This window comes from Streptomyces justiciae (genome assembly GCF_015163075.1).
GTDB classification, from domain to species: Bacteria; Actinomycetota; Actinomycetes; order Streptomycetales; family Streptomycetaceae; genus Streptomyces; species Streptomyces justiciae.
In genome coordinates, this window is the sequence record NZ_JADDXU010000014.1 from 265,476 (window position 1) to 291,786 (window position 26,311).

At 70.8% G+C, this 26,311-nt stretch carries 23 protein-coding genes and 1 pseudogene; 13 read left to right on the forward strand and 11 right to left on the reverse strand.

The features are described from left to right. Positions 1 to 78: 78 nt before the first annotated feature. Positions 79 to 837 (forward strand): hypothetical protein, encoded by a 759-nt coding sequence (locus IQ210_RS33555; protein ID WP_194082941.1) that lies wholly within the window; start codon positions 79 to 81, stop codon positions 835 to 837. Here the strand turns inward: IQ210_RS33555 and IQ210_RS33560 are convergent. The 3 genes from IQ210_RS33560 to cobT form a co-directional block, all read right to left on the reverse strand. Beyond that, positions 783 to 1,475 carry a hypothetical protein gene (locus IQ210_RS33560; RefSeq protein WP_194082942.1) on the reverse strand — a complete coding sequence of 231 codons (693 nt, stop codon included), beginning with the start codon at positions 1,473 to 1,475 and terminating at the stop codon, positions 783 to 785. The two genes, IQ210_RS33555 and IQ210_RS33560, sit on opposite strands and share 55 nt — an antisense overlap. Next, positions 1,472 to 3,154, reverse strand: a complete 1,683-nt coding sequence (locus IQ210_RS33565) for a phosphatidylglycerol lysyltransferase domain-containing protein (RefSeq protein WP_194082943.1) — start codon at positions 3,152 to 3,154, stop codon at positions 1,472 to 1,474. The genes IQ210_RS33560 and IQ210_RS33565 overlap by 4 nt, the downstream gene beginning before the upstream one ends. A gap of 83 nt (positions 3,155 to 3,237) precedes the next feature. Further along, on the reverse strand, positions 3,238 to 4,320 hold the full coding sequence (cobT, locus tag IQ210_RS33570; protein ID WP_194082944.1) for a nicotinate-nucleotide--dimethylbenzimidazole phosphoribosyltransferase: 1,083 nt from the start codon (positions 4,318 to 4,320) through the stop codon (positions 3,238 to 3,240). A 137-nt stretch (positions 4,321 to 4,457) separates the two neighbouring features. Here cobT and IQ210_RS33575 point away from each other — a divergent pair, with 137 nt between their 5' ends. Continuing rightward, a complete protein-coding gene (locus tag IQ210_RS33575; RefSeq protein WP_194082945.1) occupies positions 4,458 to 4,970 on the forward strand; it encodes a methyltransferase domain-containing protein in 513 nt (170 codons plus the stop codon). Here IQ210_RS33575 and IQ210_RS33580 read toward each other — a convergent pair. Further along, the gene (locus tag IQ210_RS33580) at positions 4,959 to 6,161 is read right to left on the reverse strand and encodes a bifunctional adenosylcobinamide kinase/adenosylcobinamide-phosphate guanylyltransferase (RefSeq protein ID WP_194082946.1); all 1,203 of its coding nucleotides are present in this window, start codon (positions 6,159 to 6,161) and stop codon (positions 4,959 to 4,961) included. The genes IQ210_RS33575 and IQ210_RS33580 overlap by 12 nt on opposite strands. Before the next feature lie 128 nt (positions 6,162 to 6,289). Between IQ210_RS33580 and IQ210_RS33585 the strand changes: the two genes are divergently transcribed. Continuing rightward, positions 6,290 to 6,502 (forward strand): hypothetical protein, encoded by a 213-nt coding sequence (locus tag IQ210_RS33585; protein ID WP_194082947.1) that lies wholly within the window; start codon positions 6,290 to 6,292, stop codon positions 6,500 to 6,502. A 60-nt stretch (positions 6,503 to 6,562) separates the two neighbouring features. On the opposite strand, the gene IQ210_RS33590 is transcribed toward IQ210_RS33585, so the two are convergent. The 3 genes from IQ210_RS33590 to IQ210_RS33600 all read right to left on the reverse strand — a co-directional run bounded on the left by IQ210_RS33590 (position 6,563) and on the right by IQ210_RS33600 (position 9,199). Continuing rightward, the gene (locus IQ210_RS33590; protein ID WP_194082948.1) at positions 6,563 to 7,633 is read right to left on the reverse strand and encodes a S1C family serine protease; all 1,071 of its coding nucleotides are present in this window, start codon (positions 7,631 to 7,633) and stop codon (positions 6,563 to 6,565) included. Between the two features lie 109 nt (positions 7,634 to 7,742). Next, complete coding sequence (locus IQ210_RS33595; RefSeq protein ID WP_194082949.1) at positions 7,743 to 8,444, reverse strand: class I SAM-dependent methyltransferase; 702 nt, start codon at positions 8,442 to 8,444, stop codon at positions 7,743 to 7,745. A gap of 80 nt (positions 8,445 to 8,524) precedes the next feature. Next, positions 8,525 to 9,199 carry a DUF3043 domain-containing protein gene (locus tag IQ210_RS33600; protein WP_194082950.1) on the reverse strand — a complete coding sequence of 225 codons (675 nt, stop codon included), beginning with the start codon at positions 9,197 to 9,199 and terminating at the stop codon, positions 8,525 to 8,527. Between the two features lie 232 nt (positions 9,200 to 9,431). Here IQ210_RS33600 and IQ210_RS33605 point away from each other — a divergent pair, with 232 nt between their 5' ends. The 6 genes from IQ210_RS33605 to IQ210_RS33630 all read left to right on the forward strand — a co-directional run bounded on the left by IQ210_RS33605 (position 9,432) and on the right by IQ210_RS33630 (position 18,427). Further along, entirely contained in the window at positions 9,432 to 10,199 is a 768-nt protein-coding gene (locus tag IQ210_RS33605) for a PspA/IM30 family protein (RefSeq protein WP_244363389.1), read from the forward strand. A 32-nt stretch (positions 10,200 to 10,231) separates the two neighbouring features. Next, entirely contained in the window at positions 10,232 to 10,510 is a 279-nt protein-coding gene (pspAA, locus tag IQ210_RS33610; protein WP_194082951.1) for a PspA-associated protein PspAA, read from the forward strand. Positions 10,511 to 10,619: 109 nt separating this feature from the next. Continuing rightward, positions 10,620 to 11,840, forward strand: coding sequence for a sensor histidine kinase (locus IQ210_RS33615; protein ID WP_194082952.1), 1,221 nt, complete (start codon positions 10,620 to 10,622; stop codon positions 11,838 to 11,840). Between the two features lie 128 nt (positions 11,841 to 11,968). Beyond that, positions 11,969 to 12,652, forward strand: coding sequence for a response regulator (locus tag IQ210_RS33620; RefSeq protein WP_194082953.1), 684 nt, complete (start codon positions 11,969 to 11,971; stop codon positions 12,650 to 12,652). A 135-nt stretch (positions 12,653 to 12,787) separates the two neighbouring features. Continuing rightward, complete coding sequence (locus IQ210_RS33625; protein ID WP_194082954.1) at positions 12,788 to 15,895, forward strand: efflux RND transporter permease subunit; 3,108 nt, start codon at positions 12,788 to 12,790, stop codon at positions 15,893 to 15,895. 294 nt (positions 15,896 to 16,189) lie between these two features. Further along, positions 16,190 to 18,427, forward strand: coding sequence for a protein kinase domain-containing protein (locus tag IQ210_RS33630; RefSeq protein ID WP_194082955.1), 2,238 nt, complete (start codon positions 16,190 to 16,192; stop codon positions 18,425 to 18,427). Between the two features lie 11 nt (positions 18,428 to 18,438). On the opposite strand, the gene nadA is transcribed toward IQ210_RS33630, so the two are convergent. Further along, positions 18,439 to 19,623: a quinolinate synthase NadA gene (gene nadA / locus IQ210_RS33635; RefSeq protein ID WP_194082956.1), complete on the reverse strand. Its 1,185-nt coding sequence runs from the start codon at positions 19,621 to 19,623 to the stop codon at positions 18,439 to 18,441. Between the two features lie 243 nt (positions 19,624 to 19,866). Here nadA and IQ210_RS33640 point away from each other — a divergent pair, with 243 nt between their 5' ends. Then, a complete protein-coding gene (locus tag IQ210_RS33640; RefSeq protein WP_030794551.1) occupies positions 19,867 to 20,223 on the forward strand; it encodes a HesB/IscA family protein in 357 nt (118 codons plus the stop codon). 94 nt (positions 20,224 to 20,317) lie between these two features. Here IQ210_RS33640 and IQ210_RS33645 read toward each other — a convergent pair whose 3' ends face one another. Both IQ210_RS33645 and IQ210_RS33650 read right to left on the reverse strand, forming a co-directional pair. Continuing rightward, a complete protein-coding gene (locus IQ210_RS33645; protein WP_194082957.1) occupies positions 20,318 to 22,078 on the reverse strand; it encodes a hypothetical protein in 1,761 nt (586 codons plus the stop codon). A 152-nt stretch (positions 22,079 to 22,230) separates the two neighbouring features. Beyond that, positions 22,231 to 22,440, reverse strand: a complete 210-nt coding sequence (locus IQ210_RS33650; RefSeq protein ID WP_194082958.1) for a hypothetical protein — start codon at positions 22,438 to 22,440, stop codon at positions 22,231 to 22,233. Between the two features lie 133 nt (positions 22,441 to 22,573). Here IQ210_RS33650 and IQ210_RS33655 point away from each other — a divergent pair, with 133 nt between their 5' ends. Next, positions 22,574 to 23,548 carry a carbohydrate kinase family protein gene (locus IQ210_RS33655; protein ID WP_194082959.1) on the forward strand — a complete coding sequence of 325 codons (975 nt, stop codon included), beginning with the start codon at positions 22,574 to 22,576 and terminating at the stop codon, positions 23,546 to 23,548. 3 nt (positions 23,549 to 23,551) lie between these two features. On the opposite strand, the gene IQ210_RS33660 is transcribed toward IQ210_RS33655, so the two are convergent. Next, positions 23,552 to 24,916, reverse strand: a complete 1,365-nt coding sequence (locus tag IQ210_RS33660) for a cysteine desulfurase/sulfurtransferase TusA family protein (protein ID WP_194082960.1) — start codon at positions 24,914 to 24,916, stop codon at positions 23,552 to 23,554. Between the two features lie 244 nt (positions 24,917 to 25,160). On the opposite strand from IQ210_RS33660, the gene ctaC reads away from it, so the two are divergent. Both ctaC and IQ210_RS33670 read left to right on the forward strand, forming a co-directional pair. Next, positions 25,161 to 26,120 carry an aa3-type cytochrome oxidase subunit II gene (ctaC, locus tag IQ210_RS33665; protein ID WP_059191294.1) on the forward strand — a complete coding sequence of 320 codons (960 nt, stop codon included), beginning with the start codon at positions 25,161 to 25,163 and terminating at the stop codon, positions 26,118 to 26,120. Continuing rightward, positions 26,117 to 26,311 (forward strand): annotated as a pseudogene (locus tag IQ210_RS33670) (cytochrome ubiquinol oxidase subunit I); the annotation flags it as partial. The gene ctaC and the pseudogene IQ210_RS33670, both read left to right, overlap by 4 nt.

Below are 26,311 nucleotides of genomic sequence, written 5' to 3' on the forward strand. Positions count from 1 at the left end.
ACAGCCCACCCCCGCCCCCGGTACCCCGGTCGCCGCACCCGCCGGGCAGCCCACCCTTCCTGGCCCGAAACTGGCCCCATGGGCCACTGGCTGCACCGCAACATCGTCGAACCCGGCAAGCTGCCCCTGCTCCTGGCCCTGACCGCGTTCGTCGTCACCTTCCTCGTCACCCGGGTCATCACCCGCCTCATCCGCGCGGGCAAGGGGCCGTTCGGCAACATCAGCTCCGGCGGGGTGCACATCCACCACGTGGTGCCCGGCGTCATCCTGACCGTCCTCGGCGGCTTCGGGGCCGTCGCCAGCGGGCGGCACGGGTTCGGGTCGGCGGCGTTCGCGGTGGTGTTCGGGGTGGGCGCCGGGCTGGTGCTGGACGAGTTCGCGCTGATCCTGCACCTGGACGACGTCTACTGGACGGAGGAGGGGAGGAAGAGCGTCGAGGTCGTCGTGCTCACCGCGGCGCTGGTCGGGCTGATGCTGTCCGGGTTCTCGCCGTTCGGGGTCAACGACATGACCCAGGAGGAGCTCAAGGACCGCGGCAGCGTCATCACGACGGTCCTCGTCAACTTCCTCTTCGCCCTGGCCGTACTGCTCAAGGGCAAGACCCGGATGGCGATCTTCAGCGTCGTCGTCCCGTTCGTCGGCATCATCGGCCTGGTCCGGCTGGCCCGCCCCGGCTCACCCTGGGCCCGCCGCCTCTACCGCCGCCGCCCCCGCGCCCGCGCCAAGGCCACCCTGCGCGCCTACCGCCACGACCGCCGCTGGGCGGGCCCCCGCCGCCGCCTTCAGGACCTGATCGGCGGCAAGCCCGACCCGGCACTGGACACAGCCCGCCGGTGACGTACGGCCGACAGCCCGCACAGCGCCAGCACCGCCACGATCGCCGCCAGATGCTCCTTGCCCGCGAGGTTGTCCTTGAGCAGCACCTCGACCACCATCGCGGCGATCACCACCCCCGCGGTGACGTACGCCCGGTACCGCCACCCCAGGAACACGGCCAGCCCCACCACGGCCGCCGACGGTCCGGTGTCGACGACCAGGGCGTCCGAGGCGGGCAGGCCGAGCGGGCTGTCGGGGCCCAGCCAGATGCCCACGCGCGCGTACAGCGTGCCGGCGAGCGTGGCGACGTACGCGATGACGAGCGTGCGCCACCAGCCCAGGCACATCTCCGCGATGCCGAAGACCAGCAGGATCTGGGCGAGCGCGCCCCAGACGGGCAGGTCGAGGGCCGGGACGAACAGCGACAGGGGAGTGCGCAGCAGGGCCAGCCACAACGGGTCCTCGGCCCGTACCGCCCCCACGTCCTCGACGAACCGGAAGCCCCACGACTGGTTGTGCACGATGTGCAGCAGCGCCGTCAGGCACACCACGCCGAGCGTCATCGGCACCGCCCGCCACCGCCGCCGCACCAGCGGCCCGCGCACGGCGATGTACAGCGGCCCCCATTCGGTACGGGCCCAGCGGGCGAGTGTCGTCATCTCTGCTTCTCCAGGTCTGTCCGGTGCAGCCCCGGCAGCTCCAGGAACCCCTCCGCGCGCGCCGAGGCGAGCCCGATGCGCGGCAGGTCCGCGCTCTTCTCGAAGAGCAGGAACCGCGGCTCCCAGATGGGCCGGTACTTGGCGTTGGCGCGGTACAGGGACTCGATCTGCCACCAGCGCGAGAAGAAGCTGAGCAGCGACCTCCACAGCCGCAGCACCGGTCCCGCACCGAGCCGTCCACCACGTTCGAAGACCGACCTGAACATCGCGAAGTTGAGCGAGACCTGCGTGATCCCGATCTCGCGGGCCCGCCGCAGCAGATCGATCACCATGAACTCGACCAGTCCGTTGTCGGAGTCCCGGTCCCGCCGCATGAGGTCGAGCGACAGCCCGTGCGGCCCCCACGGCACGAACGACAGCAGCGCCCGCAACTCGCCCTGGGCGTCCGTGCATTCGAGCATCACGCAGCGCCCGTCCCGCGCGTCCCCGAGCCGCCCCAGCGCCATGCTGAACCCGCGCTCGGTGGCCCCGTCCCGCCAGTCGTCGGCGCGCTTGACCAGCGCGGCCATCTCCGCGGCCGGAATCTCCTCGTGCCGCCGGATGCGCACGGTGTACCCGGCCCGCCGCACCCGGTTGTGGGCCTGCCGTACGGTCCGCATGGCCCGCCCCTCGAGGGTGAACTCGGCGACCTCCACGAGCGCCTCGTCCCCGAGCTCCAGCGCGTCGAGCCCGTGCCGTGCGTACACGGTCCCCGCCTCCTCGCTCGCCCCCATCACCGCCGGGATCCACCCGTGCGCCCGCGCCTGGTCGAGCCACGGCTCGATGGCGCCGGGCCAGGCCTCCGGGTCGCCGAGCGGATCACCGGAGGCCAGGGCCACACCTCCTACGACGCGATAGGCGATGGCGGCCTTGCCGCTCGGCGACCAGACGACACTCTTCTCCCGGCGCAGCGCGAAGTAGCCCAGCGAGTCCCGCTCGCCGTGCCGGTCGAGCAGCTCCCGCAGCCGCTTCTCGTCGTCGTCGGTCAGCGGGTCGACGGCACGGCGGGAGCGGAAGGCGGCGTAGAGGACGGCGAGGAGGAGGACCGTACTGAGCCCGTTGACGGTGACGTCGACCCAGTTGGGGGTGGCGATGCCGGGGGAGCGGAAGTCGGTGATGGAGACCAGGCGCAGGGTGCCGTAGCGCCAGCAGGCGGTGAAGGTGGAGTGCCGCTGGTTGGTCACCGTCACCAGCAGCGCCGCGAGCAGCGAGGAGGCGAGCAGCCCGCCCGCGCCGACGGCCGCGGCCAGCTTCGGGTTGGCCCGGTCACCCTTGGCGTAGAACTCCCGCCGCCCGAGCAGCAGCGCGCTCACGAAGGCGGCGGTCAGAGCCAGCGACACCCAGTTCTGCGGATGCCGCCGGATCTCCGGGAACACCATGGCGAACGCGAACAGCGTGAGGAACGCCCCGCTCAGCCCGAGGTTGAGCAGCCATGCGGCCCGCTTGCGGCGCCGCATGGTGACCGCCAGGAACGCCGTGAAGACCCCGGAGGCGAAGCCGGCGGTCAGCAGATACGGCGTGAACAGATCCTCGTGGTTGTGCCGCCGCACGTCCTGCCCCAGGGACACCCACACCGCACTGAGGAAGTTGACGAACGCGACGAGCCGGAGGTAACAGACGGCAAATCGGGCGTATCCCATGAATTGGGATCATAAAAGTTGCCCCCGCCGCAACGGCGCTCAGCCACGACGGCGGTTTCCGGCGGTGCCGAACCGACCGGTGCCTACTCCTCCTTCTCCGGTTCCTCTTCAACAGACGGCTCCGGCTTCTCGGGCAGCTCGGCCGCCAACGCCGCCGCGGCCTGCACCAACGGCAGCGCAAGCAACCCCCCGGCGCCCTCCCCGACCCGGACCCCGTGGTCGAGCAGCGGCTCGAGGGCCATCCGGTCCAACGCCTTCGCCTGCCCCGGCTCCCCGGAGTTGTGCGCGGCCAGCCACCAGTCCGGCGCCCGGAAGGCGATCCGCTGCCCGACCAGCGCACAGGCGGCGACGGTCACACCGTCCAGCACCACCGGCAGCTTCCGCACCGCGGCCTGGAGCAGGAACCCGGTGATCGCGGCGAGGTCGGCCCCGCCCACGGTCGCCAGCAGCTGCAACTGATCGCCGAGCACCGGCCGCGCCCGCCGCAACGCGTCCCGGATCGCCGCGCACTTGCGCATCCACGTCAGGTCGTCGATCGCGAGCCCGCCCCGCCCGGTCACCACCGACGCGTCGGTCCCGCACAGCGCGGCGATGAGCACGCCCGCCGCCGTGGTCCCGCCGACGCTCACATCGCCGAGCACCACCAGATCCGTACCGGAGTCGGCCTCCTCGTCGGCGACCGCCATCCCGGCCCGGAACGCGGCCTCGGCCTCCTCCAGGGTCAACGCGTCCTCGACGTCGATACGACCGCTGCCGCGCCGCACCCGATGCCGTACGACATCCTCGGGCAGCGTCTCCGGGTCGGTGTCCAGCGCCATGTCGACGACCCGTACCGGCACCCCGAGCCGCCGTGCGAGCACCGACACCGGCCGCCCGCCCTCCAGCACCTCGCGCACCAACTCCCCGGCGCTGCCCGCAGGTCGGGCCGAGACGTCGAGCTCGGCGATGCCGTGGTCACCGGCGAAGAGCACCACCCGCGGCCGTTCGACCGGCCGTACCGGTACGGCGGACTGCGCGGCGGCCAGCCACTCACCCAGGTCGTCGAGGCGGCCCAGCGATCCGGGCGGCACGATCTGGCGCTCGCGACGCGCCTCGGCGTCGCGGCGCACCCCGCCGTCGGGGCGCTCGATCAGATCGGAGAAGTCGTCGAGATTAAGCGAGCTCATTCGCCGAACAGTACCGGCACCGGTCGAACAGGACGGCGGCACAGGGGCACCACGCGCACCTGACGTCGTTGCTCCCAAGATCGAGATCCCATACGTTCCGTTTTGCAGCGGATTGTCGTACGTCTCAGGGAGCCCCCATGAAACGCCTGCGCGCCCGACTCACCGACCTCGACCGCAGACGCCGCCACCGCTCGACGGCCCGCGCGATGCTGCGCCTGAACCCCGAACCGGAGAGCTGGCTGGACGTCGGCACGGGCGAGGCCCACTTCCCGGCCGAGGCCAAGGCGTTGTTCCCGTACACCTCCTTCGACGGCCTCGACACGACCACGGCCGTGCTCGTGGCCCGCGAGGCGGAGCGGCTGGAGGAGGCGTACATCGGCACCCCGGCGGCCCCGCACCTCACCAAGGCCCTGACCGCCCGTTACGACGTGATCAGCGTCCTGAAGCCGGTCGCGGAGCTCGGCGCGCTCCTGACGTTCCTCCGCCCGGGAGGCCACGTACTGCTGGAGACCACGGAGGCCGCCGACGCCCTGCGCACCGAACTCGAAGCGAGCGACTGCACGATCCTCCCGCCCACCCGTCACCCCGCCCTCGACCGCCTGTCGAGGACGACCCGAGTGATCGCCCGCAGACAGTCCTCACCCTCGTAGCACCAGCGCCTGCCCCGCCACCACCAGCAGCACCTGCTCGCACTCCGCGGCGAACGCCGCGTTCAGCCGCCCGAGTTCGTCCCGGTAACGCCTCCCGGACGCCGTGGCGGGCACGATCCCCGACCCCACCTCGTTCGACACGGCGACGACGGTCCGCCGGGTCGCCCGCACCGCGTCCGTCAACTCCCGCACCCGCTTCCGCAGCGCCCGCTCCCCGCCCCCGGCCCACTCCGCGTCGTCCCACGCCCCGACGGCGTCCATCGCGTCCGTCAGCCACAGCGACAGACAGTCGATCAGCAGCGGCGGCCCCTCGTCGGCGAGCAGCGGCACCAGGTCGCAGGTCTCCGCCGTACGCCAGGAGCCGGGCCGCCGCTCCCGGTGCGCGGAGACCCGCGCCGCCCACTCGCCGTCCCCGTTCCGGGTGCCCCCCGTGGCCACGTACAGCACATCGGGGAAGGCCTCAAGGCGCCGCTCGGCCTCCACCGACTTCCCGGACCGCGCCCCGCCCAGCACCAGCGTCCGCCGGGGCACATCCGGTACGTCCTCGTAGGCGCCGACGGCCAGCGTCGTTCCGTCGGGCACGGCCCGCGCGCCCGCCGCCGCGAGCCGGCGCCGCAACTCGCCGCCCGGCGGCACGTCGTGGTCCAGATGCACGGCGACGACATCGGTGGTCGGCCCCACGGCCCCCACCGCCCGCAGCCGGGCCAGCGCGTCCGGCCGCCCCACGACATCGGCGAGGACCATGTCGTAGACGTCCTTGCCGTTCTCCTCCAGCCCCGCCGGAGCGCCCCCGGGCGGCAGATACAGCAACCGCTGCCCGTCCGGCCCGGTCACCGCGTACCCGGTGCCGGGCGCGTCCATCGCCACCGCCCGCACCCGATGCCCCGTCAGCAACGCCAACTCCCGCCCGTCCGGCACCCGCCCCGGCTGCGGCAGCCCGGCCGGCACCTCCACCGCGGGCCCGTCATGCGGATGCGACAACAGCACCTGCCGTACACCCCCGAGCGAATGCCCGGCCCGAGCGGCGGCGAAGGCGACGCCGGGCGTCAGATCGAGCATGAGCGCCCCGTCGACGAGCAGCGCGGTGGCGGCACGGGCATCAACCCCGAGCGCGACAGCACACGAGGAACAGGGGCAGGAGGGCCGGGGGAGCCCCGAAGGCCCGCCGGTACCGAGCAAAGTCACGTCCACAGGACTGATTTTCGCCGGTAACTTCTGATCATGCGCGCGCTGCATGCCGTAAAGGGGCGCGATCAGCCCCCACGCAGCCGCAGACAACCGAATAGGCTCTGAACCCTAGTCACACCTGGGAGGCGTACATGGCGGCATGGACGTGGCGATTCGAGAAGGCCGACGGGACGGAGGTCCAGCCCGCGGTGCAGCCCGAGGAGTTCACCACGCAGGGGGATGCCGAGTCCTGGGTCGGTGAGTTCTGGAAGGACCTCGCCGAGGGCGGCGCGGACCAGGTGCACCTCTACGAGGACGGCACGAAGATCTACGGCCCGATGAGCCTGCACGCCGAAGAGGCGTAAGCCACGAAGAAGGGGGCGGCCACGAAAAACGGCCGCCCCCTTCTCATGCCCGCGCCCCGCTCACTGCTCGCCCAGCGTCACATCCGCCGTCTTCTCGTCCCCGCCCCGCGTGTACGTCACCGACGTCTTGTCGCCCGGCGACTCCGCCGCCAGCGCCTCGGAGAGGGACGTGATCGTGGTGATGCGGGTGTCGCCCAGCTTGGTGATGATGTCGCCGGCCTCGATGCCAGCCTTGTCGGCGGCCCCGCCGTCCTTCACCTCGACGACGGCCACGCCCGAGGCCCGGAAGGTGTCGTCGACGACCGTGCGGCCGGTGATGCCGAGCGCGGCCCGGCCGGAGTCGGTGACCTTGCCGTTCTCGATGATCTGGTCGGCGACCGTCTTGACCATCGAGGAGGGGATCGCGAACCCGATCCCGGGCGCCGCGCTGTCCCCGAAGTTGGGGTCGGTGGCCGCGAGGGTCGGGATGCCGATGACCTGCCCGTCGAGGTCGACGAGGGCGCCGCCGCTGTTGCCGGGGTTGATGGCCGCGGACGTCTGCACCATGTTGCCGATGGTGGCCCCCGTACCGCCGTCCGAGCGGCCCTCCGTGACGGTCCGTCCGGTCGCCGAGACGATGCCCTGCGTCACGCTGGACGACAGTCCGAGCGGCGAGCCCATGGCCAGCACGATCTGGCCGACCTGGACCTTCGAGGAGTCCCCGAACGTCGCCGCCCGCAGCCCGTCCGGCACCTTGTCCAGCTTGATGACGGCGAGATCCTGCTCCGGGTAGGCGTAGACGAGCTTCGCGGACAGGGTGTTCTCGCTGTTGGCGGTCGTCACCTGGAACGTCTTCTCGTCGCCGACGACATGCGCGTTGGTGACGATGTGCCCCTTGTCGTCGTAGACCACCCCGGAGCCCAGGTCGTTGGAGGCCTGGATCTGCACGACCGACGGCAGGACCTCCTTGATGACCTTCTGGTAGTCGTCCTGGAGATCGCTGTTCACGGCGGGAGCGGCGGCCTGGGTGGTCGGGTCCTGCCGCTCACCGGAGGAACCGGAGTCGGAACATCCGGCGAGCAGCGCGACGGAACAGGCGAGCGCGGCGAAGGGTGTGACGAGGCGTAGGGCACGGCGGCGGTAAGCGTCCATGCCCCGAGTCTCACTTCAGGGTGAATGTCCGGCTTGCGCTGTACCCCCGAACGGGCGCTTCAGGACCTGTCCGGACCGACGACCCGGCACCGCACTTGCAGCGGAGCGCTCAGCCCCGTACCCCGCACAGGTGCAGCAGGGCCGCGACCGCCCGGTACGGATCGGTCCGCCCGGCCCGCTCCTCGGCCGCCAGCAGCGACTCCAGGTCGGCCGGGATCTCCGCCCCGTCCACCGCGGTGTCCGTGAAGACCCGTACGCCGTACCAGGCCTGGAGCGGCGCCCCGATCCCGGCGAGCGTCGCGGTCAGCGCGGCGAGCCGGTCGGCGCGGACGTCGAGGCCGAGACGGTTGGTGTACGCGACGGTGTCGAAGGAGGCGAGGGCGCCCGCCCAGTCACCGGACAGCCCGGGCCGCATGGCCAGCGCGTCGGCGTTGCGGACGAGCAGGGACACCAGTCCGCCCGGCGCGAGCATCCGCGCGAGGCCCGCCAGCAGGGCGTCCGGCTCCTCGACGTACATCAGCACGCCGTGGCAGAGCACCACGTCGAAGCTGCCGGGCAGGAAGTGCACCCCGGTGTCCCGGCCGTCGCTCTGGACCAGCCGCACCCGCTCCCGGATGCCCTCCGGCTCACCCGCCAGGCACTCCCGGGCGGCGGCGAGCATCGTCGGGTCCTTCTCGACGCCGGTCACCTGATGCCCGGCCCGGGCCAGACGCAGCGCCTGCGTGCCCTGACCCATGCCCACGTCGAGCACGCGCAGCCGCTGCCCGACCGGGAAACGTCCCGCTATCTGCTCGTCGAGCTGCCGGGCCACCAGCTCCTGTCGTACGACGTCCCGCAGTCCGCCCAGCTTGTTCAGCCAGGCCTCCGCGCCCCCGGTGAACGGCGTTGTGCTCAGGGCCGCTCTCCGCGCTTGACCTGCGGCTTGGGCAGCCGGAGCCGGCGCATCTGGAGGGAGCGCATGAGGGCGTAGGCCACCGCGCCCTTCCGGTTCTGGTCCGGGAAGCGCTCGGCGAGCCGCTTCTTCAGGCGGAAGCCGGTGAGGATCGAGTCGAGCACGATCAGCACGATCACGACGAGCCACAGCAGCAGCGCGATGCTCTGCAGCGCGCCCACCTGCACCATGCTCAGCACCAGGATGATCACGGCCATGGGCAGGAAGAACTCCGCCACGTTGAACCGCGAGTCGATGGTGTCGCGCGCGAACTTGCGGACCGGGCCCTTGTCACGCGCGGGCAGGTACCGCTCGTCGCCGCCGGCCAGCGCCTGGCGCTGCTTCTCCATGGCGGCACGGCGCTCGTCGCGCTGCCGCCTGGCGGCGTCCTTGCGCGTCATCGACGTGTTGGCGACGCTGCGGCGCTGGGACTGCGCCTCACTCCGCTTGGGAGTGGGGCGACCCTTGGGGGCCTGCGGGTCGCGGGGCTGCTTGGAGTCGGTCACCGGGGCCTGGGCGGCGGTGGCCTTCTCTTCCTTGGTGGCACGGCTACGGAACACAAAACCCAAGGGTACGGGGTGCCCGGGGTTGGACCCCAGCCCGGTGGGGAACGATCCGGCAACACCAGTCGTCATGTAGGGGGACAGAGGGGACGTCCGGTGACCGACTGCTCACCCTGAAGGTCACCTACTCCTCACGCCGGAGCAAGGCCTGAGGCAGTCGTCCTTGGGGATGAGCGCATCCGTCCCCGAACAGTGCGTCAATGGATGCAGGGCCCGTACTGTGGGTTCTGTCGCAGAGCTGGAGCTGGAGTCCGTCAGAAGGGGGCGCGCGAAGCCCATGAGCGGTGTCATGAAGCGTATGGGGATGATCTTCCGCGCGAAGGCGAACAAGGCCCTTGACCGGGCCGAGGACCCTCGCGAAACCCTCGATTACTCGTACCAGAAGCAGCTGGAGCTGCTCCAGAAGGTCCGCCGCGGGGTGGCCGATGTCGCCACGTCCCGCAAGCGCCTGGAACTCCAGCTCAACCAGCTGCAGTCGCAGTCCTCCAAGCTGGAGGACCAGGGCCGCAAGGCGCTCGCGCTCGGCCGTGAGGACCTCGCCCGTGAGGCGCTGTCCCGCAGGGCCGCCCTCCAGCAGCAGGTCACGGACCTGGAGACACAGCACGCGACGCTCCAGGGCGAGGAGGAGAAGCTCACCCTGGCGGCCCAGCGACTCCAGGCCAAGGTCGACGCCTTCCGTACGAAGAAGGAGACCATCAAGGCCACGTACACCGCGGCCCAGGCCCAGACCCGCATCGGCGAGGCCTTCTCCGGCATCTCCGAGGAGATGGGCGACGTCGGCATGGCCATCCAGCGCGCCGAGGACAAGACCGCCCAGCTCCAGGCCCGCGCGGGCGCGATCGACGAACTCCTCGCCTCCGGAGCTCTCGACGACCAGTCCGGCATGCACAAGGACGACATCCAGGCCGAGCTGGACCGGCTCTCCGGTGGTACGGATGTAGAGCTGGAACTGCAGCGCATGAAGGCCGAGCTGGCCGGAGGCTCCTCCTCCCAGCAGGCCATCGAGGGTGGCACGAGCCAGTCGCAGTCCCAGCAGCAGCCGCAGGACACCCCGCGCTTCGACAAGCAGTGACGGACGGCGGGGCCCACGCCTAGGAGGGCGACATGATCGTACGGATCATGGGGGAGGGGCAGGTGAGGCTGGCCGACAGCCACCTCACCGAGCTGAACAAGCTGGACGACGAGCTGTTGGCCGAGATGGAGAACGGCGACGGCCCCGGCTTCCGCCGCACCTTCGACGCCCTCCTGGCCAAGGTCAGGGAACTCGGCGACCCCGTGCCGGACGACTCCCTGGAACCCTCGGACCTGATCCTCCCGTCGCCGGACGCGACGCTGGAGGAGGTCAGGGAGATGCTCAGCGACGACGGACTGATTCCGGGGTAAGTGGGTCACCTTCCGGCCGACCGAGTCGGGTGGTGGGCGGGCAAAGGCCGGGGGGCCGGGGGCGGAGCCCCCGGTGACGGCCACAGCGGCGCCCCGTACCTTGTCAGACGTGAGCACCGTCGACCGCATCCGGCACCAACTGAAGGCGCACCCCTTGGCGCTGGACGCCATCCTCGCGGTCGGCGTACTGCTGTGCATGGTCGCCGGCTCCTTCGTGGACCCGCACGGCCCCGACGGCGTCACCTGGGGCATCCGCACCCCGGACCCGCTCAGCCTCGTCCTCATCGGCCTCAGCGCCGCCGCCCTCGTCCTCCGCCGCCGCGCCCCCATCACGGTCCTCGCCCTCACCGGCACCTTCTCGATCATCGAGTGCGTCACCGGCGACCCCCGCGCCCCCGTCGCCATGTCCGCGGTGATCGCCCTCTACACCGTCGCCTCCACCACCGACCGCCCCACGACCTGGCGGGTCGGCCTGCTCACGATGACCGTCCTCACCGCCGCCGCCATGCTCGGCGGCCCCCTGCCCTGGTACGCCCAGGAGAACCTCGGCATCTTCGCCTGGACCGGCATCGGCGCCACCGCGGGCGACGCGGTCCGCAGCCGCCGCGCCTTCGTGCAGGCCATCCAGGACCGCGCCGAGAAGGCGGAACGCACCCGCGAGGAGGAGGCCCGCCGCCGGGTCGCCGAGGAGCGGCTCCGGATCGCCCGCGATCTGCACGACGTCGTCGCCCACCACATCGCCCTGGTCAACGTTCAGGCGGGCGTCGCCGCGCACGTCATGGACAAGCGGCCCGACCAGGCCAAGGAGGCCCTGTCCCATGTGCGCGAGGCCAGCCGCTCCGCGCTCAACGAACTCCGCGCCACCGTCGGCCTGCTCAGACAGTCCGGCGACCCCGAGGCGCCGACCGAGCCCGCCCCCGGCCTGGACCGCCTCGACGAACTGGTCGGCACCTTCCGCAGCGCGGGGCTGCATGTCGAGGTCGCCCGCGCCGACGCCGGCACCACCCTGCCCGCCGCCGTGGACCTGGCCGCCTACCGGGTCATCCAGGAAGCCCTCACGAACGTCCAGAAGCACGCGGGCGGCGAGGCGAAGGCCGAGGTCAGCGTCGTACGCGTGGGACCGAACATCGAGATCACCGTCCTCGACAACGGCGCCGGGGAGGACGACGGCCCGGCGGACGGCGGCGGGCACGGGCTGCTCGGCATGCGCGAGCGCGTCACCGCCCTGCGCGGCACCCTCACCACCGGTCCCCGTTACGGCGGCGGCTTCCGCGTCCATGCGATCCTGCCGGTCAAGACGCGCGGCCGAGGCGCCGCCGACACCGTATGACCGACCCGCGGAACTCAGGCGCACCCCGCGGAAGTTGTCGTAGCACCGAGCCTTCCGCCGCACCCGAGACCCCCGCCGTGACCCGGCGGCTCGCCGTAGCCGAACCCCCTGCCGCAGAGGACCCCCGTATGACCATCCGCGTCCTGCTCGCCGACGACCAGGCCCTGCTGCGCAGTGCCTTCCGGGTGCTCGTCGACTCGGAGCCCGACATGGAGGTCGTGGGGGAGGCCTCCGACGGGGCGGAGGTGGTGCGGCTGGCCAAGGAGGAGCGGGCCGACGTCGTGCTGATGGACATCCGGATGCCCGGCACCGACGGTCTCGCCGCCACCCGCATGATCAGCGAGGACCCGTCCCTCGCCCATGTCCGTGTGGTGATCCTGACGACGTTCGAGGTCGACGACTACGTGGTGCAGTCGCTGCGCGCCGGCGCCTCCGGCTTCCTCGGCAAGGGCAGCGAGCCCGAGGAACTGCTCAGCGCGATCCGGATCGCCGCCGGCGGCGAGGCGCTGCTGTCCCCGGCCGCCACCAAGGGCCTTATCGCCCGCTTCCTCGCCCAGGGCGACGGCGCCGACGAGACCGCCGACCCCGCCCGCACCGCCCGCCTGGAGGCGCTCACCGTCCGGGAGCGCGAGGTGCTCGTCCAGGTCGCCGGCGGACACTCCAACGACGAGATCGCCGAGCGCCTCGAAGTCAGCCCGCTGACCGTGAAGACGCACGTCAACCGGGCCATGGCGAAACTGGGCGCGCGGGACCGGGCGCAGCTGGTGGTGATCGCGTACGAGTCGGGGCTGGTACGTCCAAGGGTGGAGTGAGCTCTACCCCGGCGTACTGCGACCGGAGTATGCGCCGGATAAGGAAATGGACCTGGGGGCTACGAAACAGCGGCCTCACAGGACACAGGGTGTAGGGGCCACTTCTGCCGCTCACAGAATTGAGATCCCTGACCCATGTCCTGGCTGTCGAGATTCAGCCTCGCGCAACGTGCCCTGATAGGCCTGATGTCGATCATCGCGCTCGCCTTCGGTGCGATCGCGATCCCCCAGCTCAAGCAGCAGCTGCTGCCCTCCATCGAGCTGCCCATGGTGTCCGTGCTGGCCCCTTACCAGGGCGCCTCCCCGGACGTCGTCGAGAAGCAGGTCGTCGAGCCCATCGAGGACAGCCTCGAAGCCGTCGACGGCATCGAGGGCGTCACCTCGACGGCCAGTGAGGGCAACGCCGTGATCATGGCGTCCTTCGACTACGGCCCCGACACCAAGCAGCTCGTCGCCGATGTTCAGCAGGCCGTCAACCGGGCCCGCGTCCAGCTCCCGGACTCGGTGGACCCGCAGGTCATCGCCGGTTCCACGGACGACATGCCGACCGTCGTCCTCGCCGTCACCTCCGACAAGGACCAGCAGGCCCTCGCCGACCAGCTCGACAAGACGGTCGTGCCGGAGCTGAAGTCCGTGGACGGCGTCGGCCAGGTCACCGTGGACGGCGTCCGCGACCTCCAGGTCACCGTCACCCCGGACGACGCCAAGCTCGCCAAGGCCGGTCTCACCTCGGCCGCCCTCGCCCAGGCCCTCCAGGCGGGCGGCGCGACCGTCCCGGCCGGCTCCTTCGACGAGGACGGCGCCAACCGCACCGTCCAGGTCGGCGGCGGCTTCACCTCGGTCCAGCAGATCCAGGACCTGATGGTCACCGGTACGCCCGGAAGCAAGCCCGTACGCCTCGGTGACGTGGCCACGGTGAAGCAGGAGGAGGCCGCCGCCGACTCCCTCACCCGCACCGACGGCAAGCCCAGCCTCGCCGTCATGGTCACCATGGACAAGGACGGCAGCGCGGTCTCCATCTCCGACGCCGTCGAGGACAAGCTGCCCGCTCTGCGCAAGGACCTCGGCAGCGGCTCCGAGATCACCGTCGTCTCCGACCAGGGCCCCGCGGTCGCCAAGGCCATCGACGGCCTGACCACCGAGGGCGCGCTCGGCCTGCTCTTCGCGGTCCTCGTCATCCTGGTCTTCCTGGCGTCCGTCCGCTCCACCCTCGTCACGGCGGTCTCCATCCCGCTGTCGGTGGTGCTGGCGCTGATCGTCCTGTGGACGCGCGACCTGTCCCTGAACATGCTGACGCTGGGCGCGCTGACCATCGCCATCGGCCGGGTCGTCGACGACTCGATCGTGGTCCTGGAGAACATCAAGCGCCACCTCGGCTACGGCGAGGAGCGCCAGGACGCCATCCTCAAGGCGGTCCGCGAGGTCGCGGGCGCGGTCACCTCCTCCACCCTCACCACGGTCGCGGTGTTCCTGCCGATCGGTCTGGTCGGCGGCATGGTGGGCGAGCTGTTCGGCTCCTTCAGCCTGACCGTGACGGCCGCGCTGCTCGCGTCCCTCGTCGTCTCGCTGACGGTCGTCCCGGTCCTGTCGTACTGGTTCCTGCGCGCCCCGAAGGGCACCCCCGAGGACGCGGAGGAGGCCCGCCGCCTCGCCGAGGAGAAGGAGGCGAAGAGCAGGCTCCAGCGGCTCTACGTCCCCGTCCTGCGGTTCGCGACCCGGCGCCGCCTGACCAGCGTGCTGATCGCGGTCGTCATCCTCATCGGCACGTTCGGCATGTCCGGGCTGCTGAAGACGAACTTCTTCGACCAGGGCGAGCAGGAAGTCCTCACCGTCAAGCAGGAGTTGAAGCCCGGCACCAGCCTGGCCGCGACCGACGAGCAGGCGAGGAAGGTCGAGAGGCTGCTCGCCGACACCGAGGGCGTCAAGGACTACCAGGTCACCATCGGCTCGTCCGGCTTCATGGCCGCCTTCGGCGGCGGCACGGACACCAACCAGGCCTCCTACTCGGTGATGCTGGACGACTCGGCCTCCTCCGACGACGTCCAGGACAGCATCGAGGCCGGTCTGAAGAAGCTCGACGGCATCGGTACGACGACCATCGCGGCCGGCGACGGCTTCGGCAGCCAGGATCTGAGCGTCGTCGTGAAGGCGGCCGACGCGAACGTCCTGCGCGAGGCGTCCGAGGAAGTACGCAAGACCGTGGCCGGGTTGGACGACGTCACCGACGTCACCAGCAACCTCGCGCAGAGCGTCCCGCGCATCTCGGTGAAGGCCAACTCCAAGGCGGCCGCGGCCGGTTTCAACGACCAGACGCTCGGCGCGGCCGTCGCCGAGGCGGTCAAGGGCACCACCGCCGCCAAGGCGATCCTCGACGACACCGAGCGCGACGTCGTCATCCGGTCGGCGAAGCCCGCGCAGACGCTGGACGAGCTGCGGAACCTGAAGCTGGGCCCGGTGAAGCTGGGTGACATCGCCACGGTGAAGCTGGTGGACGGCCCGGTGTCGATGACGAGGATCGACGGCCAGCGCGCCGCCACCATCACCGCCAAGCCGACCGGCGACAACACCGGCGCGGTGAGCCAGGACCTCACGTCCAAGCTCGACGCGCTGAAGCTCCCGGCGGGCGCCACGGCCGAGATCGGCGGTGTCACCTCCGACCAGGACAGTGCGTTCAAGAACCTGGGCCTGGCGATGCTCGCGGCGATCGCGATCGTCTTCATGCTGCTGGTGGCGACGTTCCGGTCACTGGCTCAGCCACTGATCCTCCTCGTCTCCATCCCGTTCGCGGCGACCGGCGCGATCGGCCTGCTGATCCTCACCGGCACCCCGATGGGCGTCCCCGCGATGATCGGCATGCTGATGCTCATCGGCATCGTGGTGACGAACGCGATCGTGCTGATCGACCTGATCAACCAGTACCGCAGGCAGGGCTACTCGACGGTCGACGCCGTCATCGAGGGCGGCCGGCACCGGCTCCGCCCGATCCTGATGACGGCCCTGGCGACGATCTTCGCCCTGCTCCCGATGGCCCTCGGGGTCACTGGCGAGGGCGGCTTCATCGCCCAGCCGCTGGCCGTCGTCGTGATCGGCGGCCTGATCACCTCGACGCTGCTCACCCTGCTCCTGGTCCCGACGCTCTACACGATGCTGGAGCTCCGCAAGGAGCGCCGCGCGAAGAAGCGGGCCCTGAAGCGGGAGAAGAAGACGGAGGTACCGGCCCAGCCGGAACCCGCGGGAGTGTGACGAACCCTGAGAGCCTGCGTCATATCCCCGGCCGGGCGCGCGGCGTCTGGCACGCACTCCCCCACTGCCTTAAGGGCGTGGGGGGACCCCCAGCCGCGTTGCCGGAGCGCCCACGTGACTCCGCCACGCGGGCGCTCCGGCGCCTTGCGATCGCACGCACCAGACGCCGCGCGCTGATCCGACCGGGGATATGACACAGGCTCTGCGAGGGCGGCCGGGCGACCGGCCGCCCTCGCTCTTTGCGTGCGTATTCTGTGGCCTCGAACTGCCGTGCGCGGGAAGGGACATACGGTCGTGCCACTGCACAAGGACGACCCGAAGTCGGTCGGCGGGTACAAGCTGGTCGACCGGCTCGGCTCCGGCGGCATGGGCGTCGTCTACTGGGGCAGATCACGCTCGGGCCGGGACGTCGCCGTCAAGGTGGTGCACGCCCAGTACGCGGAGGACAAGGTCTTCCGTGCCCGCTTCCGCCAGGAGATCGACGCCGTCCGCAAGGTCAGCGGCGCCTTCACCGCGCCCGTGGTGGACGCCGACCCGGAGGCGGTACGGCCCTGGATGGCGACCCAGTACGTCCCCGGCAGCTCCCTCGCCGAACGCATCCGCGACCACGGCGCCCTCAAGGGCCCCCAACTGCGGCGGCTGGCCCTGGGGTTGGTGGAGGCGCTCCAGGACATCCACCGCGCCGGTGTCGTCCACCGGGACCTCAAGCCCGCCAACGTCCTGATGGCCGAGGACGGCCCCCGCGTCATCGACTTCGGCATCTCCCGCGCCGCCGAGAACCACCAGACCCTCACCGAGACCGGCCAGATGATCGGCACCCCGCCCTTCATGTCCCCGGAACAGTTCACCGACGCCCGCACGGTCGGACCCGCCTCGGACGTCTTCTCACTCGCCGCGCTGCTGGTCTTCTCGGCCACCGGCCGCGGCCCCTTCGACGCCGACAGCCCGTACATGACCGCGTTCCGGGTCGTCCACGAGCCGCCCGGACTGGACGGCGTACCCCGGCAGTTGCGCGCGGTCCTGGAGCGCTGCCTGGTCAAGAACCCCGCCGAACGGCCCCAACTGGACGTCCTGGCCAAGGAGTTCGCCGATGCCCTGCCCGAGCCGGACCCCATGGACCCGGACACCACGACCCTGCGCCTCGCCGACCTGCGGACCGTCGAGGAGACGTACGGGGGGACCGGCTCGGCCGCACCGACGACGAGCGGGCGTCGCCGGCGCAGCCGCCGCCTGCTGCTGGCGGTGACCGCCGCGGTCGGTGCGCTGACCCTGGGGGCGCTCGGGTACGCGCAGTTCGGGGCCGCGGACGACTCCGCGACGGTGAGTGACGACCCGGGTTCCCGATGGGCGGCGCTGCCCGACGGCTGGCAGCCCTGGCGGACCACGGTGGCCGAGCCGGCGCAGTGGGGCGAGATCCAGCCGCTGGGCACGGCGGACGGCGAGGTCGGCGACGCCTCCTGCGTGCGCGGCGGGGACGCCGTCTACTGCGCGGGCGCCACCGTGCTCCCCGAACGCCTGGACGCCCGCACCGGCGACACGGTCTGGCGCGCCTCCCTGGCCTCGACCGGGACCACGAAGGAGACGTACGACGCCTCGATCCTCGGTGTGCACGACGGCACGGTGCTGATCCGGCAGTCCGTCGCAGGCGTGGACTCCTCACGGGCCACGGTCCATGTCATCGCCCTCGACGTGAAACGCGGCGACGAGCTGTGGCGGCGCGAGGTGAACGACCAGAACGCCCAGCTGATCATGTCGGGCGAGATCGTCCTGACCGTCGACCCCGGCGGAAGGATCGTGACGGCCCGCGACCCGCGCACCGGCCTGGACCGCTGGACCAGCGAGCTGCCGTCCGGCAGCAACTGCGCGTTCCTGACGGTCGGCACCGCCCTGTACGAGCACTGCTTCCCGCAGCGGGGCGGCACCGACGCACAGCTCCTGCGCCTGGACCGGTCGGACGGCTCGGTGGTCAAGCGGATCAAGACGCCGTACGACAGCGGTGTGGCCGGCACGGTCGAGGGCCTGCTGGCGGTGCTGCCCGCGAACAACAGCGGCCCGGACGCCCTAAAGGACTCCACCTTCAGCGAGGTCCTGCTGATCGAACCGGACACCGGCAAGCGCACCACGATCAAGCTGCCGAAGACCTACACCGGCTCCACGACCCTGGCCGGCGGCACCCTGTGGATCGCCGAGGCCGACGGCCGGGTGTCCGCCGTGAACCCGCTGACCGGCAAGGAGTCGTGGCGGACGAGCACCGGCGTGGAGAACGCGGGCCCGCCGACGTACGACGCGAAGACGGGCACCGTCTATGTGGCGAGCCCCAGCGGCCGGGTGACCGCGATCGACACCCGCACCGGCGACAAGCTGTGGGAGACGGGCACCCACGCCCAGAGGATCTCCGGGGGTGGTGACACGGCCAAGGCCCAGGTGCTGCCGTACGGCGGCGCGCTGATCACCGTCACCCCGGACGGCACGGTCTTCAGCCTCGACCCCGCAGACCCCTCGGACCCCGAGGAGGACTCCTCCTCGGGGTGATCACCAGGGGGTTACGGCAGCGCCAGCATCCGCTCCAGCGCCAGCTTCGCGAACGCCTCGGTCTCCTTGTCGACCTCGATGCGGTTGACGAGCTTGCCCTCGGCGAGCGACTCCAGCGTCCACACCAGGTGGGGCAGGTCGATGCGGTTCATGGTCGAGCAGAAGCAGACCGTCTTGTCGAGGAAGACGATCTCCTTGCCCTCGGGCGCGAAACGGTTCGCGAGCCGGCGCACGAGGTTCAGCTCGGTGCCGATCGCCCACTTGGAACCGGCCGGGGCCGCCTCCAGCGCCTTGATGATGTACTCCGTCGAACCGACGTAGTCCGCCGCCGCCACGACCTCGTGCTTGCACTCGGGGTGGACCAGGACGTTGACACCCGGGATGCGCTCGCGCACGTCGTTGACCGAGTCCAGCGAGAACCGGCCGTGCACCGAGCAGTGGCCGCGCCACAGGATCATCTTCGCGGCACGCAGCTGGTCGGCGGTCAGGCCGCCGTTCGGCTTGTGCGGGTTGTAGACGACACAGTCCTCCAGGGACATGCCCATGTCCCGGACGGCGGTGTTGCGGCCGAGGTGCTGGTCGGGCAGGAACAGGACCTTCTCGCCCTGCTCGAAGGCCCAGTCCAGCGCGCGCTTGGCGTTCGACGAGGTGCAGATCGTGCCGCCGTGCTTGCCCGTGAACGCCTTGATGTCCGCGGACGAGTTCATGTAGGAGACCGGCACGACCTGCTCGGCTATCCCGGCCTCGGTCAGCACGTCCCAGCACTCGGCGACCTGCTCGGCGGTGGCCATGTCGGCCATCGAGCACCCGGCGGCCAGGTCGGGCAGCACGACCTTCTGGTCGTCGCTGGTCAGGATGTCCGCCGACTCCGCCATGAAGTGCACACCGCAGAACACGATGTACTCGGCCTCCGGGCGCGCGGCCGCGTCCCGGGCCAGCTTGAAGGAGTCGCCCGTGACGTCGGCGAACTGGATGACCTCGTCGCGCTGGTAGTGGTGGCCGAGGACGAAGACCTTGTTCCCGAGCTTCTCCTTGGCCGCGCGGGCACGCTCCACCAGGTCCGGGTCGGACGGCGAGGGCAGATCGCCGGGGCACTCCACACCCCGCTCGCTCTTCGGGTCGGCCTCACGGCCGAGGAGCAGCAGGGCGAGGGGCGTCGGCTGTACGTCGAGCTCCTGGGTCTGGGCGGTGGTCACGACACGCACCCTTTCTACTTTTCGTCGTTCTGACGTTATCTATCATAACCCGGTTCACGTCACTTTGACGATGGTCATTGCGTCGATGTGACATGAATCCCGACGCGGCATTTTCCGCCGCCTGTCAGGTGTGCGAGCATGAAGAAGACGCCGGAAAAACGGCGCCCGGCCCGGAATGAATCCGCGGCCTTGCCGGTTGCACCAGTCGGCAAGCAGTCTCCGTACAACCCGGGAGAGATGTAGATGTCCGTATCGGACGAGACCAGCACCGTCACCGACGGCATCATCCTGTCCGACGCCGCCGCGGCGAAGGTCAAGGCCCTGCTCGACCAGGAAGGCCGTGACGACCTGGCCCTGCGTGTCGCCGTCCAGCCCGGTGGCTGCTCCGGCCTGCGCTACCAGCTCTTCTTCGACGAGCGCTCGCTCGACGGCGACGTCGTCAAGGACTTCGACGGCGTGAAGGTCGTCACCGACCGCATGAGCGCCCCGTACCTGGGCGGCGCGTCCATCGACTTCGTCGACACCATCGAGAAGCAGGGCTTCACGATCGACAACCCGAACGCGACGGGCTCCTGCGCCTGCGGCGACTCCTTCAGCTAAGCCCCACGGCTCCAGCCGAAGAACTGAACACACGCGAAGGCGGCGGCCCCCTCCGACAGGGCCGCCGCCTTCAGCTGTTCTCCGGACCCCGGGCCTACCTCGCCCCGGACGTGCCCGGCAGCCTGGCCCCCGCCTTCTCCAGCGGGATCTCCTTGCCGTCCGAGCCGACGACCTTCCGGTCACCCAACGGCTCGTCCAGCGGCACGCTCTGGTGGTACACCTTGGCGATCATGATGCAGACCTTGTCGGGCCAAGGCGTCTCGGTCACCGTGACCGTCACCTTGTCCGAGCCCTCGACGGCGGCCGCCTTGTAGTCGGCGCAGACACCGCCCGTGAAGCTCACGGTCAGCTCGTTCCCGTCGGCGGTGTAGCCGTCCACCTGCACGTCCCGCGTGGCCGGCGCCGCGGTCGGCTCGTCGGAACCCGGCCCGGTCGGCCGCGGGCTCGGCGGAGCGGTCGGCTCGCCGCTCGGCTCCGCGGACGGCGTCGCCGAGGCGATGTACTTCGGGTCGACCGCCGGATACGTCACCGTGAACGAGTCCTGCGCCCCCGCCGCCTTCACCTGGAACAGCCAGGACGGCACCAGCGTCTGCCGCGCGTCCACGTACTGCGCGGCAAGCCCGAACACGGCCTTCTCCACGGTGATGGTGTCCTGCTTCGGAGGCACCGGCGTACCCGCCTCCGGCGTGCCGGACGACGATCCGCAGGGCGCCTCCAGGCGGTCCTTCAGCGGTACGGGACTGGCGCAGCCGCCGATCCCCATCCGATGGTCGCCCACGGACCGCGCGTTCATCAGCTCCAGCGCCTTCTCCGCGTCCACGACGGGGTACGTGTCACCCTTCACCGGCGCCTTCAACTGCCCGCCGCCGCCGACCACTTCACCCTGCACGTTGACGGTGACACCGGTCGTCCAGCCGTGCGTAGGCAGCCCGCCCACCACCGGATCGGCGTTCACCACCCGCTGCGCGCTCATGACCTGGCTCGCGTCGACCTTCGCGTCGTCCTGCCCGACCGCCTTCAGAACCGGCGCCGCCGCCTTCTTGGCGACGTCCTCGCTGACCGGGTCGCCGGCCGGGGCCGCGGGGTCGCTCGCGCACACCGTCTCGCTCTTGCAGTTGTCGGTGCCGGGCGCGTACCGGTGGAAGGTCCAGGTCCCCGGCGCGAGCTGGTTCACCTGGAGACTCGGCCCGGCGGCGTCCTGCCCCCCTACCTTCCAGGCCTTCCCCTCCAGGACCGGCGTCCCGGCCACCCCGAGCGCCTCGGCCAGCCGGACCACCTCGTCCTTGGTGACCTCGCCGGTCGCCCGGTACACGGGCGCGGAGTCGGGGCCGTCCGGGAGCGTGCCGTCGGCCTGGTAGGTCACGCCGTACGGGTTCGGCTCCCCGGGCGCGATACCGCCGGTGCCGCCGCCCTCGCCGTACCCGTCCAGATGCAGCGGCGGGGGAGTGTCGTCGCCGGGCGCCCCGGACGTCGTACCGCCGTCGCCCGAGCCGCTCGCGGCGCCGGTGGCGAGATACGCCCCACCACCGCCGACGAGCAGCACGGCGGCGGCGACGGAGGCGATGAGCACGGGGGAGCGACGCCGGGCGGGGTGCTCGGTGTCGTCCCGCTCGCCTGTGGCCGCGACGACGGGCTCCTCAGGAGCACCGGATTCCTCGGCGGCTTCCTCGGTGGCCCCGCCGGTCTCCTCGGCGTCCGTCTCCGTGGTCCCGCCCGTCTCCTCGGCGACCGCCTCAGCGGTCTCGCCGGTCTCCTCAGGCGCCGCTTCCGTGGCCTCCTCGGCAGCCTCATCGGCGCCCGTGTCCCTGTCGACGACCTCGGCGTCGTCGTCGTTGTCGGGTCGCTCGGTGTTCACCGCATCGCTCCTTCGGCCGCGCAGCTGTCCCTATGACCCTGACCCGGCCCTGTCAAAACGGCGAGCCGGAGGGTCGTATCCCGCATCCCCTTTACGGGGGACAGCGATGGGACGCAGCGGGGGAGCGCGCGGTTCCCTTCAGAGCGCCGGGCTCAGTCTCCGTAGTCCGACATCGCGTCCAGCAGCCGGGCGGACTTCGCCGGCACCTTCACCCCGTGGATGAGTGAGGGGGAGACCGGAAGGGAAGCAACCCGGTCGGGGGCGGCCCAGTGCGGGACCATCCGGGCGCAGTCACCGCGCAGCGACGCCAGGTCGCCGTCGAGGTCGGCCGGAGCGGGGGCAGGGGCCTTCAGGTTCGTCATGACGGCACCGTATGCACGCCGACGCCCGCGAAGAAAGATCTACTATCGGGTAGTTTCGGCGGCTGCAGCGCCCCGCGCGGACCGGGTAGCGTGAACTGTCAATCCAGTTTCTCCCCACAGGAGAGTCCACGCCGTGCGCATCGCAGTCACCGGCTCCATCGCCACCGACCACCTCATGACCTTCCCCGGCCGCTTCGCCGACCAGTTGGTCGCGGACCAGTTGCACACGGTCTCGCTCTCCTTCCTGGTCGACAACCTCGACGTCCGCCGCGGCGGCGTCGGCGCGAACATCGCCTTCGGGATGGGTCAGCTGGGCACCGAGCCGATCCTGGTCGGCGCCGCAGGCTTCGACTTCGACGAGTACCGGGCGTGGCTGGACCGCCACGGCGTCGACACCGCCTCGGTCCGCATCTCCGAGACCCTGCACACCGCCCGGTTCGTCTGCACCACCGACGCCGACCACAACCAGATCGGCTCCTTCTACACCGGTGCGATGAGCGAGGCCCGCCTCATCGAGCTCAAGACCGTCGCCGACCGCGTCGGCGGCCTCGACCTGGTCCTCATCGGCGCCGACGACCCGGAGGCGATGCTCCGCCACACGGAGGAGTGCCGCTCCCGGTCCATCCCCTTCGCCGCGGACTTCTCCCAGCAGATCGCCCGGATGAACGGCGACGAGATCCGGGTCCTGCTGGAGGGCGCCACGTACCTCTTCTCCAACGAGTACGAGAAGGGGCTCATCGAGTCCAAGACCGGCTGGACGGACGCCGAGATCCTGGAGAAGGTCGGCCACCGCGTCACCACCCTCGGCTCGCGCGGCGTGCGGATCGAGAAGGCCGGCGAGGAGCCGATCGTCGTCGGCTGCCCGCAGGAGGACCGCAAGGCCGACCCGACCGGCGTCGGCGACGCCTTCCGCGCCGGGTTCCTGTCGGGCCTGGCCTGGGGCGTCTCGCTGGAGCGGGCGGCCCAGGTGGGCTGCATGCTGGCGACCCTCGTCATCGAGACCGTCGGCACCCAGGAGTACCAGCTGCGCCGCGGCCACTTCATGGAGCGCTTCACCAAGGCGTACGGCGACGAGGCCGCGGCCGAGGTCCAGAAGCACCTGGCGTAGCCGCTAGGAGGTCCGGCGGACGAGGTAGGCAGTCCCCTTGTCCGCCGGCTCCTCACCCACGTACTCCTGCTCCCGCATCTCGCACCACGCCGGGATGTCCAGGCGGGCCGCCTCGTCGTCCGACAGCACCCGCACGAGCCCGCCCACCGGCACGTCGCCGATGACCTTCGCCAGCTCGATGACCGGGATCGGGCAGCGCTTGCCGAGGGCGTCGACGACCAGCTCGTCCTCACGGACGACCGCCACCGGCGCAGGTGCGCCCAGCTTCTCCCGTACGCCGTTCACCACGCCCGGCAGCACGGCGAGAAACCGCTCCACGTCCTCGGCCGCGGTCCCCGCCGGCAACGACACCCGCACATTTCCCTCACTCAGCACCCCCATCGCCTTCAGCACATGGCTCGGCGTCAGCGTGCTGCTCGTACAGGACGAACCGGAGGAAACGGAGAATCCCTCCCGGTCCAGCTCGTGCAGCAATGTCTCCCCGTCGACATAGAGACAGGAGAAGGTGACGATCCCCGGCAGCCGCCGCTCCGGATCGCCCACCACCTCCACATCCGCGACGAGCTCCGGCACCCGCGCCCGGATCCGCTCCGTCAGCTCCCGCAGCCGTACCGCCTCTTGAGCCGCCTCGGCCCGCACGGCCCGCAGCGAGGCCGCCGCAGCGACGATCGCGGGGAGGTTCTCGAACCCGTATCCCCTTTCGTCCACGGGTCCTTGAGCGGCGAACCGCACCCCCTTACGCACGACAAGCAGCCCGACTCCAGCGGGTCCACCCCATTTGTGCGCACTGCCCGCCAGAAGCGACCAGGGCCCCTCGACCGCCCCCCAGGCCAGCGACTGCGCCGCATCCACCAGCAACGGCACCCCGGCCGCCCGGCACACCTCGGCCACCTCGGCCACCGGCTGCTCGGTCCCCACCTCATGGTTGGCGGACTGGAGACAGGCGAGCGCGGTGTCCTCCTGGAGCGCGGCCGCATAGTCGGCGGGGGTGACCCGCCCCTCGCGGTCAACCCTCACTCGGGTGACCGAACCGCCCTCCTTCTCGTGCAGTTCGGCCGAATGGAGCACGGAAGAATGTTCAACGGCTGACACGATCAGGTGACGCCCCACGCGCCGCCGCCCGGCCAACGCCCCGGCGATACCGGCGTGCACGGCCGCAGTACCGGACGGGGTGAACCTGAGCTCGTCCGGACGACACCCCACAGCCTCAGCAGCGGCCTCCCGCGCAGCGTCCAGCAGCATCCGGGCCCGACGCCCTTCCCGATACAACCGAGAGGGATCAGCCCACCCCTCGTCCAGGGAGGCCAACAGCGCCTGACGAGCGACGGAATGAAGGGGAACACTGGAAGCAGCGTCGAAATAAGACACAGGCCAACGCTAACTCCCTAGGGGCGCGGGGAACTGCGCGACCAGCCACAACGCAGCCGCAGCCGCCAATCCAGCGAACCCCCAACCCAGTAGGCACCCCTCCCCGCGAACCCTCGAAGAGCGTGGGCTAGGGTTTGGTCCGCATAAACATCCAAACCCCTGCCCGACGCAGGGCGGCGACCGACCACCGAGTAAGGCAGGCCGCAGCCAATCCGCGCGGGCGAGACTCTCGGGAAGGCGCTACGTGAGTCCCAACGGCTCCGACCGCTCGCCGCGGCGCCCGATGCGGCGGAAGCTGCTGCAGGCAATGACCGCGGGCCTGGTCCTGGCGACCGCCACCGGTTGCACATACAAGGACTTCCCCCGCCTTGGTATGCCCACCCCGACCACGGAAGAGGCTCCGCGGATCCTCTCCCTGTGGCAGGGCTCCTGGGCTGCCGCGCTGGCCACCGGCGTGCTGGTGTGGGGCCTGATCCTGTGGAGTGCTTTCTTCCACCGGCGCAGCCGCACGAAGGTCGAAGTTCCTCCGCAGACCCGGTACAACATGCCCATCGAGGCGCTGTACACCGTGGTCCCGCTCATCATCGTCTCGGTCCTGTTCTACTTCACGGCCCGCGACGAGTCGAAGCTCCTCAGCCTCGACAAGAAGCCCGACGTCACCGTCAACGTGGTCGGCTTCCAGTGGAGCTGGGGCTTCAACTACATCGAGAACGTCGACGGTTCCACCGGCGACGCGAAGACCGACAAGAACCTGGACGCCATTCCGGACCGGTTCAAGGCGGACTTCCCGGCGAACGCCGGCGGTGTCTACGACGTCGGTACGCCCGGCACGCGGAACCCGCAGACCAACAACCCGGGTCCCACGCTGTGGCTGCCCAAGGGCAAGACGGTCCGCTTCGTCCTCACCTCGCGTGACGTCATCCACTCCTTCTGGGTGGTGCCGTTCCTCATGAAGCAGGACGTCATCCCGGGCCACACCAACTCCTTCCAGGTGACCCCCAACAAGGAGGGCACCTTCCTGGGCAAGTGCGCCGAGCTCTGCGGCGTCGACCACTCCCGGATGCTGTTCAACGTGAAGGTCGTCTCCCCCGAGCGCTACGAGCAGCACCTCAAGGACCTCGCCAAGAAGGGGCAGACCGGTTACGTTCCCGCGGGCATCGAGCAGACCGCCCACGAGAAGAACCGGGAGACGAACAACCTGTGAGCATCCTCAACGAACCCCAGGGTGCCGCGGCAGCTGAGGGACACTACTCAGACGAGCTGCCGGTCCGGCGCAAGCAGCCCGGCAACGTCGTGATCAAGTGGCTCACCACCACTGACCACAAGACGATCGGAACGCTGTACCTCGTCACGTCGTTCGCGTTCTTCTGCATCGGTGGCGTGATGGCGCTGCTT